At 43.4% G+C, this 18,659-nt stretch carries 19 protein-coding genes; all 19 read right to left on the bottom strand.

Annotated elements, in window-relative coordinates:
- Positions 1-133: 133 nt before the first annotated feature.
- On the bottom strand, positions 134-1,183 hold the full coding sequence (locus tag J2Z37_RS12040) for a peptidylprolyl isomerase (protein ID WP_209810502.1): 1,050 nt from the start codon (positions 1,181-1,183) through the stop codon (positions 134-136).
- Positions 1,170-4,718: a transcription-repair coupling factor gene (gene mfd, locus J2Z37_RS12035; RefSeq protein WP_245203756.1), complete on the bottom strand. Its 3,549-nt coding sequence runs from the start codon at positions 4,716-4,718 to the stop codon at positions 1,170-1,172. Before mfd ends, J2Z37_RS12040 begins: the two co-directional genes overlap by 14 nt.
- A 104-nt stretch (positions 4,719-4,822) precedes the next feature.
- Positions 4,823-5,044: an anti-sigma-F factor Fin gene (locus tag J2Z37_RS12030; RefSeq protein WP_209810501.1), complete on the bottom strand. Its 222-nt coding sequence runs from the start codon at positions 5,042-5,044 to the stop codon at positions 4,823-4,825.
- A gap of 64 nt (positions 5,045-5,108) precedes the next feature.
- Positions 5,109-5,666 (bottom strand): aminoacyl-tRNA hydrolase, encoded by a 558-nt coding sequence (pth, locus tag J2Z37_RS12025; protein WP_209810500.1) that lies wholly within the window; start codon positions 5,664-5,666, stop codon positions 5,109-5,111.
- Between the two features lie 19 nt (positions 5,667-5,685).
- Positions 5,686-6,324, bottom strand: coding sequence for a 50S ribosomal protein L25/general stress protein Ctc (locus J2Z37_RS12020; RefSeq protein WP_209810499.1), 639 nt, complete (start codon positions 6,322-6,324; stop codon positions 5,686-5,688).
- Between the two features lie 70 nt (positions 6,325-6,394).
- Positions 6,395-7,345 carry a ribose-phosphate diphosphokinase gene (locus tag J2Z37_RS12015; RefSeq protein ID WP_209810498.1) on the bottom strand — a complete coding sequence of 317 codons (951 nt, stop codon included), beginning with the start codon at positions 7,343-7,345 and terminating at the stop codon, positions 6,395-6,397.
- A 20-nt stretch (positions 7,346-7,365) separates the two neighbouring features.
- Entirely contained in the window at positions 7,366-8,742 is a 1,377-nt protein-coding gene (glmU, locus tag J2Z37_RS12010; RefSeq protein ID WP_209810497.1) for a bifunctional UDP-N-acetylglucosamine diphosphorylase/glucosamine-1-phosphate N-acetyltransferase GlmU, read from the bottom strand.
- Positions 8,743-8,873: 131 nt separating this feature from the next.
- Complete coding sequence (locus J2Z37_RS12005) at positions 8,874-9,515, bottom strand: hypothetical protein (protein ID WP_209810496.1); 642 nt, start codon at positions 9,513-9,515, stop codon at positions 8,874-8,876.
- A 2-nt stretch (positions 9,516-9,517) separates the two neighbouring features.
- Entirely contained in the window at positions 9,518-9,877 is a 360-nt protein-coding gene (locus tag J2Z37_RS12000; protein WP_209810495.1) for a FixH family protein, read from the bottom strand.
- A 13-nt stretch (positions 9,878-9,890) separates the two neighbouring features.
- A complete protein-coding gene (locus J2Z37_RS11995; protein WP_209810494.1) occupies positions 9,891-10,544 on the bottom strand; it encodes an ABC transporter ATP-binding protein in 654 nt (217 codons plus the stop codon).
- Positions 10,541-11,338: an ABC transporter permease gene (locus J2Z37_RS11990; RefSeq protein ID WP_209810493.1), complete on the bottom strand. Its 798-nt coding sequence runs from the start codon at positions 11,336-11,338 to the stop codon at positions 10,541-10,543. The genes J2Z37_RS11995 and J2Z37_RS11990 overlap by 4 nt, the downstream gene beginning before the upstream one ends.
- Entirely contained in the window at positions 11,335-12,651 is a 1,317-nt protein-coding gene (gene nosD / locus J2Z37_RS11985; protein WP_209810492.1) for a nitrous oxide reductase family maturation protein NosD, read from the bottom strand. Before nosD ends, J2Z37_RS11990 begins: the two co-directional genes overlap by 4 nt.
- Positions 12,648-13,211 carry a hypothetical protein gene (locus J2Z37_RS11980; RefSeq protein WP_209810491.1) on the bottom strand — a complete coding sequence of 188 codons (564 nt, stop codon included), beginning with the start codon at positions 13,209-13,211 and terminating at the stop codon, positions 12,648-12,650. The genes nosD and J2Z37_RS11980 overlap by 4 nt, the downstream gene beginning before the upstream one ends.
- Positions 13,212-13,270: 59 nt before the next feature.
- A complete protein-coding gene (gene nosZ / locus J2Z37_RS11975) occupies positions 13,271-15,145 on the bottom strand; it encodes a Sec-dependent nitrous-oxide reductase (protein WP_209810490.1) in 1,875 nt (624 codons plus the stop codon).
- 21 nt (positions 15,146-15,166) lie between these two features.
- Positions 15,167-15,598 (bottom strand): c-type cytochrome, encoded by a 432-nt coding sequence (locus J2Z37_RS11970; RefSeq protein ID WP_209810489.1) that lies wholly within the window; start codon positions 15,596-15,598, stop codon positions 15,167-15,169.
- 359 nt (positions 15,599-15,957) lie between these two features.
- Positions 15,958-16,251 carry a septation regulator SpoVG gene (spoVG, locus tag J2Z37_RS11965; protein WP_209810488.1) on the bottom strand — a complete coding sequence of 98 codons (294 nt, stop codon included), beginning with the start codon at positions 16,249-16,251 and terminating at the stop codon, positions 15,958-15,960.
- Positions 16,252-16,347: 96 nt separating this feature from the next.
- Positions 16,348-16,725 (bottom strand): RidA family protein, encoded by a 378-nt coding sequence (locus J2Z37_RS11960; protein ID WP_209810487.1) that lies wholly within the window; start codon positions 16,723-16,725, stop codon positions 16,348-16,350.
- An 81-nt stretch (positions 16,726-16,806) separates the two neighbouring features.
- Positions 16,807-17,634 carry a pur operon repressor gene (purR, locus tag J2Z37_RS11955; RefSeq protein WP_209810486.1) on the bottom strand — a complete coding sequence of 276 codons (828 nt, stop codon included), beginning with the start codon at positions 17,632-17,634 and terminating at the stop codon, positions 16,807-16,809.
- A gap of 39 nt (positions 17,635-17,673) precedes the next feature.
- Positions 17,674-18,570: a 4-(cytidine 5'-diphospho)-2-C-methyl-D-erythritol kinase gene (gene ispE, locus J2Z37_RS11950; protein WP_209810485.1), complete on the bottom strand. Its 897-nt coding sequence runs from the start codon at positions 18,568-18,570 to the stop codon at positions 17,674-17,676.
- Positions 18,571-18,659: the final 89 nt, after the last annotated feature.

The following is an 18,659-nucleotide window of genomic DNA, read 5'->3' as shown; positions in this document are numbered from 1 at the left end:
CTCTTCTTTACGTCTGCCTTGGTTTGGGAAGGCTTGTTTCCTGGTGTGGGTTTAGTATATATCTCCTCAAAGGATAATATTCACTTTTCATTCCAAGAAAAGAAAAGGAAGATGGGTCGCCCCATCTTCCTGGTTATTTCTTCGGATTCTCTGGTAAATGTACTTCTTTTACCATTTTTTCCACATTGTTTTTCATGAACTCATCATATTTCGTATTGATCAATTGGCTGCGAAGCGCTTCCTTCACATCATCAAAACTACGCTCTGAACGCTTCTCTACCTTCATGACATGGTAGCCATAATCGGTCTTCACCGGGTCACTAATTTCATTCAATGGGAGCTCCAAAGCTGCCTTTTTAAATTCAGGAACCCACATATTTACGTCAGCATCCTCATACAGCCCGCCATTATCCTTGCTGCCTGGGTCTTCCGATTTTTCTTTGGCTAACTTGGCAAAGTCTTCACCTTTGCGCAAACGATCAGCAATCTCATCAGCCAGCTTTTTGGCTTCTTCCGGTGTACGATTTTCAAACATAATAAGAATATGTCGGACAGAAGCAGTTTTTAATTGCCCTGCCTTTTTCATGTCGTCATATTGCTTTTTCAAATCGTCATCGGAGACCTGCGAGCCAAGGTATGCCTCTACTTTTTTATAACGAATAAAGAATTCCTGAAGTTCTTCTTTCGTCACTCCTTGGTCTTTCATTTGCTGTTCGACCTTTTTCTCATCCCCTCCATAGACCATTTTGTATTGATCTAGGATGCGGCCCGTAATATCTTCTCCGCCTTTTTTATAATCACCGCTCTCTGGAGCTTTCTCGGCCATTTTCAATTCACCCACATAGCTGTCTACAAAAAGCTTCAAAGCTTCTGGGTCCTTTTCATTAATTGCTAAACCAGCCTGCGGGTTGACAAAAGCTTGGATTTCCAGATAATCCTTGAACTGACCGGCAGTCAAGGTTCCACCTTCATAGTTCGCAACCGTCTCATCTGGCTTCATCCCAAGATCAACTTTCACAATTGGTAATGGATTCTCCCCACTATTGCCAGGCTGTGTCTCATTTTGCGATGTTTCCTCTTTCGCTTTTGCCTTCTCTTCGTCTCCTGATTGACAGGCTGTTAAAACGGACGTTGCAAGGGCAAAAGAGAGGAGTATTACACTCCATTTTTTAATTGGCAACATTATTTAATTCTCCCTTCGTTCGTTTCACTTGCTCGAACCCTGAAAGAAAACGATCCACTAACTCGATTGCATTCTCAGGAGTTAACCCATTTAGCTTAACAGTAATCGATATCGATTGTCCAGTTGAAAGGAGAATTCGCCGTTCAAAGCGGCTTGCCCACTCGAATAATTTGGTTCCATCAATAGCACTGTTTTGATCTTCATGTAAGGTAATAACCATCTGCATGCCCTTCTGCGAAATACTTGTAATTCGGTGCATAAGGGAGTAGACCCGCAAGCGAGCGACTCGCAGCAGATTTTGCACAGGCATCGGCGGCTCACCAAATCGATCCACCAACTCATCCTGCAAATCCGCCACATCTTCCATGGTCTGCACGGCTGCAAATTTCTTATATAATTCAATCTTCTGCCGGCCGTCCTGAATATACTCAGAAGGAATAAAAGCATCTAACTGGATATCAATTTCTGGCTGAATCGTTTCCTCTTCCTTCGGACCGCCTTTTAATTCTTTTATCGCATCTTTCAACATTTGACTGTATAGATCAAATCCGACTGAAGCAATAAATCCATGCTGCTCAGCACCCAATAAGTTCCCTGCACCACGAATGGATAAATCACGCATGGCAATTTTAAACCCAGAACCGAGCTCTGTAAATTCCTTAATCGCCTGTAATCTTTTTTCGGCTACTTCGGTCAATACTTTATCTCGCTGATACGTAAAATAAGCATAGGCCATTCGGTTGGAACGTCCTACACGACCACGCAATTGATAGAGTTGAGACAGCCCCATCCGATCGGCATTATAAACAATTAGCGTATTGACGTTTGGAATATCTACGCCCGTTTCTATGATCGTCGTACTAACTAGAACATCTGTATTTCCTTCAAGGAAATCAAGCATCACTTGTTCTAATTCCGTTTCTTTCATTTGACCATGGGCTACACCAACCTTTGCCTCAGGAACCAGGAAGGAAATTTGCTCTGCCATCTGCTCAATCCCCTGGACTTGATTGAAAAGGAAATATACCTGACCTCCACGAGACATTTCCCGTTCAATCGCTTCTCTTACCAACCCTGCACTATACTCCATGACATAGGTCTGCACGGGGAACCGATTTTCTGGCGGAGTCTCAATAACCGACAGATCGCGCACACCCAGCATCGACATGTGCAAAGTTCTAGGGATCGGGGTCGCCGTCAGCGTCAGTACATCCACATTGGTTTTTAACCGCTTTAACTTTTCCTTATGGGTAACACCGAAGCGCTGCTCCTCATCTACGATCAACAAACCGAGATCCTTGAAAACCACATCTTTCGATAACAAACGGTGGGTTCCAATAATTATATCCAACGTTCCATTTTTCAGCGATTTCAGTGCCTCTGTCTGCTCTTTTCGAGAGCGAAAACGAGAAATGACTCCGATTTCAATTGGATACCCTTCAAATCTCTCACGAAATGTCTCATAATGCTGTTGGGCTAAAATCGTTGTAGGAACTAGAATAGCAACTTGTTTACCGTCCATCACTGCTTTGAAAGCTGCGCGAATCGCCACCTCTGTTTTCCCGTATCCCACATCTCCGCACAACAAGCGGTCCATAGGCTGAGGCCTCTCCATGTCGTGCTTGATTTCGTCGATCGCCCGAAGCTGATCTTGTGTTTCTTCATAAGGAAAAAGTGCCTCAAATTCTCTCATTTCTGGCGTGTCTGGACTAAATTGATAACCTTTCGTCGCTTCACGTTGCGCGTATAGCTTGATCAGGTCTGCCGCAATATCCTGAATGGACGATTTAGCCTTACTTTTTACCTTCTTCCAATCCGTTCCGCCTAATTTATAAATCTTCGGCTCTTTATCTTCGTTGCCCACATATTTTTGAACCTGGTCAATCTGTTCAATTGGAACATATAGCTTATCATTGCCCGCATATTTCAGATGCAGATAATCTTTATGATTGCCATTGATGACAAGGGTTTCTATTCCCAGGTACCTTCCGATTCCATGGTTCACATGGACAACATAATCGCCAACTTTCAGTTCATTATAATTTTTAATCCGTTCTGCGTTACTTAAATTGGTCCGCGTTTTCCTGGCTTTTCTTTGTTTCTGTGAGAACACCTCAGACTCGGTCACAACCACTAAATGGTTCATCGGCATTTCAAAACCAGCCTGCAAATTCCCGATAGAAATGACAGGTCGCTGGCTGCCCATGCTTGGCGGTGAATGGAGGATTAAGTCTGCTTCAATCTCGTAATCATGAAAGACTTTTTCCAAGCGTTTCGCCCGCTCTTCATCGGCGGCCAGAAACAATACCTGATGATGCTGTTTTTTCCAGCGTTCCAGCTCTGTTTTCAAGACATTCATTTGCCCATGAAAATTCTGCATGGTTTTGCAACTGATACCTACGATGTTTTGCGGAGCAGTCCGTGGGACTTGACGGAGAAATAGGGCAAGATACATAATCTTATTTTTCCTGCTGTTTACTACATCCTCATAAGGGAAGGAAATCGCAATCTCGTGAGCGAACTCCCCTTCCGCCAACAGCGCTGTTTTCCATTCTGCTTCCTCTTTATCCAACTGCTCAACGGCCTCAAGAACACGTGTCGGTTCATCCATGACAATAACCGTTTCATCCGGCATGTAATCTAGTAAACTTTGATAGTTTGAATACATGAGGGAAATATACTTATAGAGACCCTGAAAGCGGTTTCCATGACGGAGTTGTTCGATCTCCCAACCCATCTTCTCGACGATTTTCTCTTTTACAGCCTGATCTTTCACTTTTTGCAGTGTCTCGCCCATCTTTTGCTGCAAACGTTCTGCAGTCTGCTGTAAGATTTCCACGCTGCCAAAGATTTCATTCGTTGGCGGGATTACAATGGATTCACACGACCTTATGGAACGCTGATTGGTCTGGTCGAAATAGCGAATCGAATCAATCATGACATCAAACAGTTCGATTCGAATCGGAAAGTCAGACGAAATCGGATAGACATCTAGGATGCCGCCCCGCATACTCATTTGTCCTTTTCCTTCCACCATCTCCACTCGTTCATAACCGGTCGAAACTAGGTTTTGCAACAATTGCTCAAGTGAAACCTCTTGCCCTACTTGTAAGAAAATTTGCGATTCTTTCCAAATTTGTTGCGGCAGCAAAATCCTTCTTAACCCGGCATAAGGAGTGACCAAAATGCGTCGTTTTTTCTCGCTAATTTTATTTAATACTTCGATTCGATTGGCCAATGTTTCTGGACTAGCGATGGCCATTTCAGATATAATCAATTCGTTTGCTGGAAAAAGCAATACCTGCTCTTCCCCAAGGACATCCACTAAGTCTTCAAAAATTTTCTGTGCCTGAAACATATTGTGAGTGACAACAAGCAAAGGTTTATTTAGCGATTCAAATAGCGCACCAATCATAAATTGTCTGGCTGACCCGCTTAAGCCTGTTACCATCTGTTCTCTCAAGCCTTGGTCAAATCCGCTTAAAACGGTTTGAAAATCAGGGTTATGAATAAATTTATCAATGATTCCTTTCAAATTGAGCCTCCTCTCCGAGCCTCCTATGCCCCACTTAGTAGATGCAAAGATCTTTCATACAAGTGCAAAAATAAGCCTCAGCATGCGCAGCCAAGGCTCTACTGTCATTGTAATGGATTTCCCAACTCTGGATTCCGGTCAATTGCTTCACTGCAGTATTCACAGGTAACATTTGCTACTACGTCTCCATTCGCTTCATAGCTTATTATATGGTTTCGTTCCTCAGGGGTCAAGGAATGGAACCCCAGCTGCGCTTCTGAAACATGGGCTGAATCAAACACCCCAAGCGTTGTTTTACAGTAAGGACAGATATATTTTATTGACATCATTATGCCTCCTAGAGGGAGTATATTCCTTCTAGTATTATTCCCCTGGCAAACGAAAACATACTCAGTTAAACTTATTCATCACTTGTTCAAAAGGTTCACTCAACCACTGTTTCGCCGCCGCGGTCGAGTTCTCAATGGCCGTCTTGATGTCGCCTTCTTCTTCTGCGCGAAAGTTCTCTAGGACAAAGTCAACTACCTTTTGCCCTGGCAACGGGCGTCCGATTCCCACGCGAATCCGCTGGAACTCTTCTGTCCCTAAATGCTGAATGATCGATTTGATGCCGTTATGACCACCAGCACTGCCTTTCAGCCGAAGCCGGATTTTCCCTACGGGCGTATCCAAATCATCGTAAATAACCAATAGTTCATCTTTTTCAGCTTTGAAAAAGTTAACTGCTTGTATCACCGATTCACCTGATAGGTTCATATAGGTAAGCGGCTTTAATAGAATAACTTTTTCTCCGCCGATTCGCGTTTCCCCACACAGTCCCTTAAACTTTAACTGACTTGGTTCTATCTGCAAGGACCGGGCAAGCTCATCAATGACCATAAACCCGGCATTATGCCGGGTTTTTTCATACTGCTTTCCAGGATTTCCAAGTCCAACAATTAATTTCAATCGTTTCTCCACCTAATCTTTATTTAGCTTCATCCATTCCAGGGCCGTTCTTTGCATCAACGACTTCAGGCTCCTGAATGGTATCTTCCGGAGTTTCCTCGACAGGTTGTAATCGAGGTGCGGCAACGCTAACAATCACCTCATCCAATTCATGCTGTACTTCGACTCCTTCTGGGATTTCTAAGTCAGAAACACATAAGGATTCCCCAATAGAAAGCTCTGAAACATAGAGCGGAATGAAGTCAGGGATATGGGACGGCAAACAACGAATTTCAATTTCTCGTGTTTGGAATTGCAGCACTCCACCTTGCTTCACCCCATTCGCTTCTCCAATCAAAGTAATGGGGATAGAAGTTTCAATGGGTTCATTCATGTTCACTCGTTTGAAATCCACATGTAAAAGACGATCTTTGAAATGATCTTTTTGCATTTCATAGATCATCACATTTGCCGGCTGTCCATTCGCCAATTGAAGCTGGATCACACTGCTCTTCCCTTGGGTTCGCAAGACTTGAAGAAGTTCAGATTGATCGATACTAATTAATTCGTTGTTTCCCTCGCCGCCGTAAACAATACCAGGAATCTTGCCCTGATTTCTCAACTGGGTCTTTGTTGATTTCTTATTATTACGTTTTTCCACCTTTAAAGTTGCAGACATAAAAAAATCACCCTCCTAAAAAGTATTCAGCAATATATTGCCCTTTTTAGGAAGGTTCAAACCGGATAGTTTAATCAAATAGTTTACTTACGGATAATTCTTCATGGACGCGAATAATCGCCTCTCCAATAATAGGTGCTACAGAGAGCATCTTGACGTTCGGAAGCACCTTCTCCGGAGCTAAGGCAATGCTGTTGGTAACCACCAACTCTTGAATCTTTGATTTCGCGATTCTTTCGATTGCCGGACCGGAAAGAACAGGATGTGTGCAGCAAGCATAGACACCTTTTGCTCCGCTCTCTACAAGCGCGTTTGCAGCAAGGGTAATTGTACCTGCTGTATCAATAATGTCATCAATTAAAATCGCTGTCTTCCCTTCAATATTCCCAACGATATTCATGATTTCCGCGACATTTGGCTCAGGTCTGCGTTTATCAATAATCGCAATGGGCGCCTGCAAGCGTTCTGCCAATTTTCTCGCACGAGTTACACCCCCATGATCGGGAGAAACCACGACGATATCTTCCAGCTCTTTTTCTTCAAAATATTTTGCCAGAATAGGAACCCCTAATAAATGGTCAACTGGAATATCGAAGAAACCTTGAATTTGTGTCGCATGCAGGTCCATTGTAATGATTCGGTGTGCACCAGCTGTCTCCAACAAATTAGCGACTAATTTTGCAGTAATCGGATCTCTCGCTCTAGCCTTCCGGTCTTGTCGCGCATAGCCGTAATAAGGAATCACACAATTGATGCTTTTGGCAGAGGCACGTTTCAAGGCATCAATCATAATTAAAAGTTCCATTAAGTTTTGATTCACAGGTGCACTTGTTGATTGGATAACAAACACGTCTGCACCGCGAACACTTTCATTTAACTTGATTTGAATCTCTCCGTCACTGAAGCGTACAACTTCGGAATTCCCTAAGGGTAATCCGATATGATCAGCTATTTCCTTTGCCAGTTGCGGATTTGAGTTACATGTAAAGACCTTCAGCTTTGGATCACGATAATTAGCCATTTTTTTATTTAACCTCCACCTTATTTTTCCTTGCGCAACAATTTGGCAGCATATCCTTCTTTATTTATCTGGCGTTCTCTGGCAATTGCCATTGATTGTTCAGGGACATCCTGATTAATGGTCGAACCCGCCGCTACATAAGCACCGTCCCCAATCTGAACAGGGGCAATTAAATTAGCATTACACCCAATAAAGGCATGGTCGCCAATAAGGGTTCGATGTTTTTTCACGCCATCATAATTCACGGTGATCGTACCACAACCGACATTTACATGTTGTCCTACCGTTGCATCACCCAAATAAGATAAGTGAGATACCTTGGAACCATTCCCCAATTTGGTATTCTTTAATTCAACAAAGTCCCCCACTTTGGTGTGTTCTCCAATATCCGATCCCGGGCGTACATAGGCAAATGGACCGACCGATGCCGCATTGCGTATCGTACTTTGGTGAACAACGGTGTACTGGATATGGACTTCATTTTCCACGGTGGTGTCCGTAAGATCCGCCTGGGGTCCAACCACACAATCATCACCAATCACGGTTTCTCCGCGAAGATAGGTGCCGGGTTCAATAATGGAATCCCTGCCAATCACAACATCCGCTTCAATATAAGTAGTAGCAGGATCAATCAAGGTCACACCGTTTCTCATATGACCCTCATTGATTTTTCTGCGCATCACTTGCTCCGCATAAGAAAGCTGCACCCTATCATTGACACCCATACCTTCTTCAGAATCATCTGTTTGATAGGCTGAGATGATTTCATTTTGTTTTGTTAGTATTTCAATAACATCTGGAAGATAGTACTCTCCCTGCACATTATCATTGCGAACCTCGGCTAAGGCAGCAAAAAGTTTCTGGTTATCAAAGCAAAAAATCCCTGTACTGATTTCCCTGATTTCCCGTTCTTCTGCTGTCGCATCCTTATGTTCTACAATGCGCTCTACGTGACTCTGCTGATTACGGACAATTCGTCCATATCCTGTTGCATCATCCAAAACCGTCGTCAGTACGGTTGCAGCCGCATTCACTTGAAGATGATGCTGCATCAGCCCTTTAAGGGTTTCTTCTTTAATTAAAGGTGTATCGCCAGTCACAACAATCGTCGTTCCTACCTTATCCTTTAATAGATTCTTACACATGAGTACGGCATGTGCTGTTCCCAACTGCTGTTCCTGAAAGGCATAGTTGATGTCTGATCCCAACTGTTGTTTCACTGCATCTGCCCCATGGCCGACAACGACAGCTATTTCGTCAACAGAAATGCTCTTCAACTTATCGACAATATGCTGCACCATTGGTTTCCCGCACACTTTATGTAATACCTTATACAGTTTGGACTTCATCCGAGTACCTTGTCCGGCAGCCAAAACCACGGCAAATTTTTGATTCATGGTAGCCCTCCAAATGATTTTGGTCTCTACATTCCAAATGGGGCATCTTTGTTCTTGACAAAAATACCCCATAATGACTATATCTCAATCATATTTTGATTTCAAGATCATTCCGCGAACTGCCAAAAATCCTACCTTTTATCTAGTTGAATATCTAATGTGGAGATTTGAGAGACCAAGAGCTCTTCATATTTCTTTTCTGCAAGCATTTGAATTTCTTTCGATTCTGCTTTCGGGTTCGCTTGTTTCACCCGCTCTACCATATCCTGCTGAACCCTCCCGGCAAGGAGAATCCGTTCATATTGCAGCTCTTGCTGTTTCCAAAATTCTATTTCTCCGTACTTCGCAATCATATCCTTTGCAACTAGATGCTGCGCGTAATAGGCTTTTATCTTTTCAATCTCCTTCTGGATCTCCTCTTCCTTAACTGTATATCCTTTTTCCTTTGCCAATAAAGCAGCCGCCCGCAAACGAATAATTTGCGTCAAAAGTGTATTTTGGTTTTCAACTGCTTGCTCCTGCTGATCCCAAAAACGATTGGCTTCCTTTAATTCTTCTCCTTGATACCTTTGTTGATCAGCTTCACGGTATAAAGCAATTTGAAGTAAATTAATTAATCGGTAAAAGGATAGATCCTCCTTGGTAATCCCTTCTCCATTTACTGTGGCGACCGCAGTTTCACTTCCTTCTACCTTTGAACAAGCGGTTGTAATGACCGTTATCCCAAGCATCAGCACCAGCAGACCGATACTCATTTTTTTCAACCGATACATTCTCACTCCTCCTTAAAGGAAAGGTTTTGCGTTTGTTCCATCGCTTGCTTTCCATCCGTTAATTCAATATATGCGACCCAATCCCCACCCATAGGCAACGCGGCTTGCCCAATATACTGTCCATTGCCTTGATCTTCAAAGGTAACATCCACTTCCCCATGGTCCATCTTTTCCATTTCTAACGTCGCTTTCACCTGCAACCCTTCGACAGGCTGACTGTTTTCATTGATTTCAATCGTCAACGGAAGCTGCTGTTGATAGGTATAATCTGTTTTCATCACTATTTCCCAATGCGGTGTGGAACTACATCCAGCTGTTAACGCCAAAGACAAGAAGAGAATCATCCCCATGATTTTTTTCATATGTTCACCCACCCTACCAGGAATAGACTTGCAGAAATTCCGCTAAGCTATATTTTTGCAGTCTTCCTTCTTCCAAGAAGGCAACATGGCTGCAAATCTGAATAATTTCATCGATATGGTGTGAGGAAAAAAGAATCGTTTTCCCCTTTAATCGCTTGATAACGGATAGGACCTCTTTTCTTCCTACGGGATCTAGCCCACTTGTCGGCTCATCTAAGATCAGGATATCGGACCTATAATAGAGCATCATCGCTAGTCCTAAGCGCTGCAGCATTCCCTTCGAATAGCCTGCAACCCGTTGCCCCCGATGCTCCCACAAATCAACCAACCTCAAGGATTCTTCCATCCTTTGTTGATTGACTTCCTGTTCGAGGGATGCAAAGAAATGAAAGTTCTCCTCCCCCGTCAAATGCGGATAAAGATGAAACTTCTCTGGTAAATAAGCCAGAGCTGACTTCCAACCTTCTTTTCGATTACTAATCCCCTTTATTAAGATCTCCCCATTTTTGTACGGGAGAAGACCAAGAATGGAATGAATCAATGTTGATTTTCCCGCACCATTGCGTCCAACGAGGGCACATAACTCTCCCTGGCCAATATGCAGATTGACCTCATGCAGGATCTCTTTTTTTTGATAGGACTGAGATAATCCCCTAATTTCAATCACACTCTCCCCCCCTTTTGGTGAAGGCTGTTTGCTAGTAAAAAGGTCGAAAGAACCCACAGGACTACATCGATTAAAAAGAAGACTACTGGTGGCAGCCAGACCATCTTTTCCATTAACCGTGACATATGCTCAAGTGGAAACATTCCGATCGATGTTTCTAAATAAAAACGCAGTGTATGCAGCGGATTCAAAAAATAAACAAGAGAAAACCACTTCATGTTCTGGACTGTTACATAAGGAAGATAATATAAAGCAATGAGATCAAATAAAAAGATAAACAGGAACCAGACAAAGATGTTTGCCCCAATCAATTGCATTCGATTGCTAAGAATACTTCCAAGAAACAATCCCAGTTGATTAAAAATCAAAATTAAAACCGCCAAAACAACAAAGAAGACGAGATAGTGGCCAAGATGAAAAGTAAAGAAAAACTTCATCGGTATGGCCAGGATAAAATACCAACCCATAAATATGCTTAAAGTGACACATTGAACGGCCGCTGATTTTTTCCATAAAAAGCTTCGATAAGACTCCTTCTTGGTAAGCAGGAAGTACAGGGTTTTCTGCTCCTTTTCCTGCATAATCGAGAAGGATGCAAGAAAAAGCGTCAACAATGGAATAACATATACATTGACATCATAGAGCGACAGAAGGAATACTTCGAATCCTTGGTCAGATGGAAAGGATGTAGCCTGCAACAATACGGAGATAGAGATCAGGATCAACATCATTAACGACAGCCATATCCCTTTTCCTCGCGACTGTTCTTTCCACTCCTTCCAGATATACATCATGTTTTTTTCCTCCTTTTGCTGTGATACCAAATCCCCCCCATACCCAAGACGGCAATCCCCCACAGCCATGAAAATGAGGGTTTTTCACTGTTATCTAGAAGCGGGTTGGCATCATTTACCATAACCTCTTGCTGGTTTAAGAACTTGCCCAGCGTTTCGTAAATATCGATGGCCGGACTGTTTAAAAAGAGATAGACCAGTTCATTTTTTTCGATCAATTTATTTAAGGTGGATTCATAGACAAGAGGAGAATCCCCAATTCCGTTTTGATCTAGGTCGGCAAGCGGAAATTCCTGTCCCCAGTAATTCCCCTTCTGATTCTCACTCCAACGATTGTTGGATAACCCGCCAATCGTTATGACAGGGGAGGTGTTTTTGACAAATCGGTTCCGGGCAAAGACCTGCTCCATGGAACTGGCCCAGAGCTCTATGCCAATCTGGTTATGAAAAATCATATTCGCTTCAATATGATTTCGCTGCGACTGGTCGATGACCATCCCCCTGCCATTTTGAAAAAATTGATTGCCGGTGACCTGGGTGTCATCACAGGATTGAAGCAATACGCCAAATGCTCTGGATCCCTGGTTTAAAGAAAACTGATTGTCTTCGAGAATTGTGCCGCGGGAATGCATGATGGCAGCCCCGCCAATGTTCGAATGAAACTTATTTTTTGTGAGGCGGTTCCGGTCCGAATACATGTAATGCAGGCCATAGCGTGTTTGCGTAATGTCATTGCCGGTTACCTCATTTTCATTGGAATAATCAAAGAAAATGCCATCTCTTGTATCTGAAATTTGATTCTCCTGAATTTGGTTTTTATTGGAATAATACACCATAATCCCATTGCCTTGTCCGGCAATCTCTCCACTTCCACGGCCAGTAACTGTGACCCGGCGTACTACATTATCATGGGCCTGACTTAAATAAACACCATGATACGAATCTGTAATTCGGATATCCTCCACGATATTCTGATTCGACCTAATTTTAATCGCGGCATATTCTTCTGAAGAATTTCGGTTAAAGCTGCTGTTACGAACCGACATATTTTCTAGATGCACACCTGGTGCTTCAATTGTAATGACATTTCCGGTGCCATCCCCGTTGATGAACGTTTGATCTGGACCAGCCCCTTTCAAGTGGATCGCCTTGCGAATGACAAGATTTCCTTCAAAGGACATGGCTCCCACTTCGAGGGTTGCCCCCTCTGGAGTATGATCGATCTGATCCTGTAAAGATTCATCAGCCTCCACGAAGGGAGACCATAAAATACACACCAGGAGCCATCCAATCAAGAGGATGAGCTTTTTCATTTTTTTCTTTCCCTCCATAGTGTCATTACAAGCAATAGAAAAGAAGCTCCCATTAAAAATGCTCCTGTTGCAAAATAGCTATGGGTAACAAAATTGGCTAGAGTATTTTCTCCCAGTATTGGGGGAACAAAAGGGTCAATTTGAATAGGAGCTTTCGGATCCAGATTGGTGCCAAATGTGGTGAGCCATCGGTTAATATCGTAAAGACCCAAAACTCCTCCAACTGAAAACAGAGCAACAAGCAACAACAGTAATCTCGTTCTCTTCACGAGAGCCACAATAAGAATAAGCAATGCCATCCCACCAACGAGATAAGGAAGATAGCTTAATTCTGGGAAGGTTTGTTCGCTAAATTCTTGCATGCCGATATAATGATTCAAACCATTAATAATATCAATCCGACCGTCCATCTTATAGGGATAGACAATAATATCTAATCCCTCGGGATATTGTGGAGCGATAAATTTCATCCCCCACCAAGGGAAGAAGATTGAAACACCTAACAAGACGGCGGAAATACATGACAGAATGACAGAAGAAACGGACATTTTTCGAGACATATTTTTTCCTTCTTCCACATTATTTGAGGAGAGGGGAAGCCCCCCTCCATTTCAATCCGTTATTTTTTCGGTTTAACCAAGAAATACCCCGTCATTTCTTGATGCAGCGCAGAACAAAAGTTTGTGCAGTAAAGTGGATAAGTTCCGGCTTTGTCGGCTACAAATTCCAACGTGTTGGTTTGCCCTGGCTGTACTTCCATGTTCAGATTGTAGCTATTAATTGCAAAACCATGGGTAATGTCCTGATCCAAATCGATATTGGTAAGATGGATGAATACCTTATCCCCTTCATTGACCTCAATGACATCTGGCCGCTCGGCTTTTGCATCAAAGATAAATTTCGAGCGCAGCGCCACACCATAGACATGAACCTCATTTCCTTTCCGTTCAATGCGGGTATCCTCTTGCTTCCAGACAGAATCCGGACGGTTTTCCTCTTTCGGATAAATCTTTAGCGGATTAAGCTTATCGGCTTTAATCATTTGCGCATAATGCGGTTCAGGGTTTACCGGTGCCGATTGAATCACTTCCATCTTGTCTCCGCTTAAATCAATTAACTGCATCGACTCTGGATGAGAAGGTCCAACAGAGAGATAACTATCTTTGGCGATTTTATTTAACGCAATAATGTACTTACCATCTGGTGAAACCGTATCACCTTCAGCAGCAACGGAGTGTCCAGGAGAATATTGGACAGGAACACGGTCGAGCGTCTCTCCTGTATTTGGATCCCACTTCACGATCTCCGAAGAAATAAACATCGTGGTATATGCCATGCCTTTATCATCAAATTGGGTGTGCAAAGGTCCAAGGGCATTCTCAGGGTTCACTTCACGTTCCATCACAGATTCATATTTGAGAATCGGGATGCCATTGCGGTCTCCAGCGAAGTCTTTGTTTTTAATCGCCTCAAATGCCTTTTCAAAAGAAAATACGGTCATCGATGGCGCTAATTTTCCTGAAGCAATAAACCGTGTTCCATCTGGTGTCACGTCCACTCCATGCGGAGATTTGGCGACAGGAACCAGGTAAATACCGCCTTTTTGCTTTTCTGGAAAGATCATTTTTTGACCTGTTATATTTTCATACTTCCCATCAGCAACCATCTTCTCGAGCTCTTTCCAATTGAATAAAATAATGTAATCACGGTCAGCCTGGGAAGCATTGATTTCCAAGTTGGTTGTTGCTTCTTCCGTGTTATAGGTGGTCATTACGGCCCAATCTTTGGACATTTTCTTCCCTGCATCCGATAAGTCATAGGACCAAGGTGGAAGGGCTACTTGATAAGCAATGTTGAGTTTTTCAGTTTTTTCATCAAAGGTAACGGCGGACATAACGCCTCGATATTTCTGACTGTAATCATCTAATGATGCATACTCTCTTCCAATCGGGACGGCAAATCGCGTTGGTAAAAACATATACTCTGTATTCTCAGTTACAAACGCTGCACAGTGTGGTCCACTTGTATTAGGTACATTAATAATATCTTTGGTCGTAAAAGTCTTCAGATCCATCACTGCAGCACGGCTATTCCCTACATCTGTGGCAAATAGCCATTTCCCATCGTAATCCCCGTTGGTTTCGGAGAATGCGGGATGGTGCAAATCTCCCCAGGTATAATCACCCATTAATTCTTTGGAGTGTTTGTCAAAACCATAACCGGTTGCAGAATCTGGTGAGAAAACCGGGACGGTTCGGATATGCCTCATTGAAGGAACCCCGTAGATAAACATCTGTCCAGAGTGTCCGCCTGAGGCGAATAAGTAGTATTCATCAAGTTTTCCAAACGGAACATACACCTTTTCCGCATTGCTTTTATTGGTTGAATCTTCTGCTGAGCTTTGTGATCCGATATTCGTGAAATCGGCGAAAAACACCGTTGCGGCGAGAAACCCAGCCAACACACCGGAAACGGCAGATACTAACTTTTTCATACTAAAACCTCCCCCAAGGCTTTATTTTTCTGATGCTATCTTTAAAGCATCCAAAATAGCTTTCATTTCATCATCTGTCAGCGGATTTCCCCCAATGACTCCGGACATGACAGCGGATGTTGGCTTTTTCAAAAACTCTTCAATAGGTACACCATGTTTGTCAGGTACATTCGTATAAGCCTTTGACAAATCAGGACCTGTGGCTCCTCCCTGTACCCCTAAGGATGAAACCGCGTGGCAGGCTGAACAACCCCTTTGTACGAAGATTTCCCCTTCCCCACTAGATGCAGACGCGGGTTGGGCACTGACCACTTCTTTTTGTTCGGAATCTGACGCTGCGGGTGAACTCTTGCCAGCTGCCGTCGATTGCTGGTCACCTGTTTGGTAGAATAGATACCCTCCACCTAACGCAACGGCGAAGCTGACGAAAAAGATGATAAGATTCTTGCCCATCTGAACCTCCCCTTTTCTTCATGATCATGAACCGTTTGGATTGAGAAGAATGCTTAAGCAAGGTCAGTATAGAATCTGGAGGGATTCTTTATGTGTGACGTAGCTCACACTTCACAAAGCGATCACAACATTCGCAAACTTTTGTGACGATTACTAAAGGGGCTGCACAATGAGCTGATGAGGGTGGGTTACAGGGGGGCCAGTGTAATTCGGACAGAGTAGGGTGGAATCCGGGGATTTCAGTCCGAATCCTGGGCTTATTCGGACCGAGTATGGTGGAATCAGAGAGTTTCAGTCCGAATCCAGGTTTAAGGGCAAAAAAAGAACCTCAATACTGAGGTTCTTCACACGAGTAGGACTTAAGCCCCCTCGACCATTTGCTCTTCTTGGTCTTCTTCAAGACCAGCACGGTCATATTCTGCTAGTACAGCTGCCTGAATCTTCTCCCGTGTCGAAGAAGAGATCGGATGGGCGATATCGCGAAACTCCCCATCTGGAGTACGCTTGCTGGGCATGGCCACAAACATCCCATTATTTCCATCGATTACACGAATATCATGAACAACGAATTCATTGTCAATAGTAATCGAACAAATGGCTTTCATCCGTCCATCCGTGTTGACGCGGCGGAGTCTAACATCTGTCACTTCCATCAAGTAACACCACCTTTTCCCAATATATGTGCTTGTTACACTTTATTCGTCAAGGGTGGGGGGAAATCCTTCTACAGTTTTTTAAAAATTATTAAATTATTTATTAATATAGGCAATAACTTCGACTTCGATCGCTACGTCCTTTGGAAGCCTTGCAACTTCTACGCAAGAACGGGCTGGTGGGTTCGTTGGGAAGTAAGTACCATATACTTCATTTATACGAGCAAAATCATCCATATTTTTAATAAAGACGGTTGTTTTAACCACTTGATCCAAGCCAGTACCTGCGGCTTCCAATACTGCTTTAAGGTTAGCAAATACCTGGTGGGTCTGCTCTTCAACGGTCCCCTGTAGAAGCGTTCCATCTGGACGCAATGGGATTTGACCTGAGGTGTAAAGAAAATCCCCCACTTTAACGGCCTGTGAATAAGGCCCTATTGCCTGTGGCGCGTTTGTTGTGCTAATAATCTCCATTTCTTTTATCCCCCTTCATCTTTGAATTTATGAAGTATGTCTATCTCTTACCTTTACAGAACATATAGTCTTTTAGGACTCTTAGATTTTTGATAAGAAATTGCCTAACTCCAATTTAATTTCTTTATCCTTTAAGTCCAGCTGTGTAATTTTTCCTAAGGAAATATAATCATCAACCAGACGTTCTTCGACATCTGATGTTTCTACCAAGACTCCAATGCCGACAACCTCTGCTTTAAATTCTTTCAATAAATCGATCATCCCCCTGGCTGTACCGCCCGCCTTCATGAAGTCATCAATAATCAATACTTTGGACTGCTCTGGAAGGACTCTTCTGGCCAAGGACATCGTTTGAATTCGCTTACTTGATCCCGATACATAATTAATACTTACTACAGATCCCTCTGTCACCTTCGTGTCACGACGAACGATCACGACCGGAACATTTAAATAATTCGCCGTTGCGTGGGCAAGGGGAATTCCTTTTGTTTCGACGGTCATTACATAATCTATATCTCTTTCCGCAAAAAGGGTTGCCATAATCCGACCGATCCGATTAAGCGTTTCCGGCTCTCCCAAAATGTCAGACATATAGAGGTACCCACCTGGAAGTAAGCGATCAGACTGCTCCAATTTCGTGCAAATTTCCTCAACGATTCCAACTGCTGCCTGTTTTTTTAACAGGGGAATGTACCGCACACCCCCCGCTGCACCAGCGACTGTCTTCAGCATTCCTACACCCTTATGCTCAAACAGTTCTTTAATAATGGATAGATCCTCACTGATTGAAGACTTCGCCGAACCATATTCCTCTGCAAACGTGGTCAAGGGGATTAAACGATATGGGTGCTCCAACAAATGCTGAGTCATATCAACTAAGCGAGCACTCCTTCTCAACTTCTTTTCCATGGGCATCCTCCAATTACCGAATATTATATTATAAACTTATCACTTTTGTACGGTTTTTGGCAAGCCCACGTGATATTTATCCCCCAAGACACGTACGGCAAATACATCCTTGCAAAATCCTTTCAGTCCATTATATATTCGGTGAACCCTCGATTCTTTATCCACCAAACAAAACACAGTGGGACCACTACCTGACATAAGAGCCGCATCCGCGCCAAATCGTAGCATCTGTTCTTTTAATCGCCGCACTTCAGGGTGCAAGGACAAAGTCACCGTTTCCAAATGATTGCCAAGTGACTGATGGATTTTGCGATAATCATGCTCCAGAATCGCCTCCACCATTTGACAGGACATGGGGGGATATTCCTTCACTTTCGCCATATCCACCTTGCCATAAACTTCCGCGGTGGATACCCCGATTGGTGGCTTGGCCAAAATCACCCAGGACGGCGGGAGGGAAGGAAGCGGCTGAATTTTCTCTCCTCTTCCTTTTGCCAAGGCGGTCCCCCCATAGACACAGAATGCGACATCCGAACCAATCTCTGACCCGAGCTCTGCCATTTCTTCTGTTGACAATCCAAGATCCCAGAGACCGTTCAAGCCTCGGATCGTTGCAGCTGCATCACTGCTGCCACCAGCGAGACCGGCTGCAACGGGTATATTTTTATGAATGAAAAAATGAACCCCTTTATGAATACCCAGCCGTCTCTTTATTAACTGGGCCATTTGGTAAACATGATTCTTTTCCCCTAAGGGGACAAAACAAGCTGAACTGTCCAGGGTTATCTTATCATCCTCACGGGGATAGATATCGATTCGATCGGCAAGGTCGATCGTCGTCATGACCATCTCTACTTCATGGTAGCCGTCATCCCTTTTTCCTAAAACATCTAATGTTAAATTTATTTTTGCTGGCGCTTTGACAGAAATTCTCACCTATTTCACCCGCTCATCCACTCTCAATAATCCATTCCATTTTAGCATTTGTTTCCACGTGTATGCAAAAAAAACTGGAGACAATCGTC

The sequence above is a fragment of the Ammoniphilus resinae genome, assembly GCF_017873965.1.
In the GTDB taxonomy this organism is placed as follows: Bacteria; Bacillota; Bacilli; order Aneurinibacillales; family RAOX-1; genus Ammoniphilus_A; species Ammoniphilus_A resinae.
Note: the sequence above shows the minus strand (reverse complement) of the source record. Positions and strands in the feature narration are given on the sequence as shown.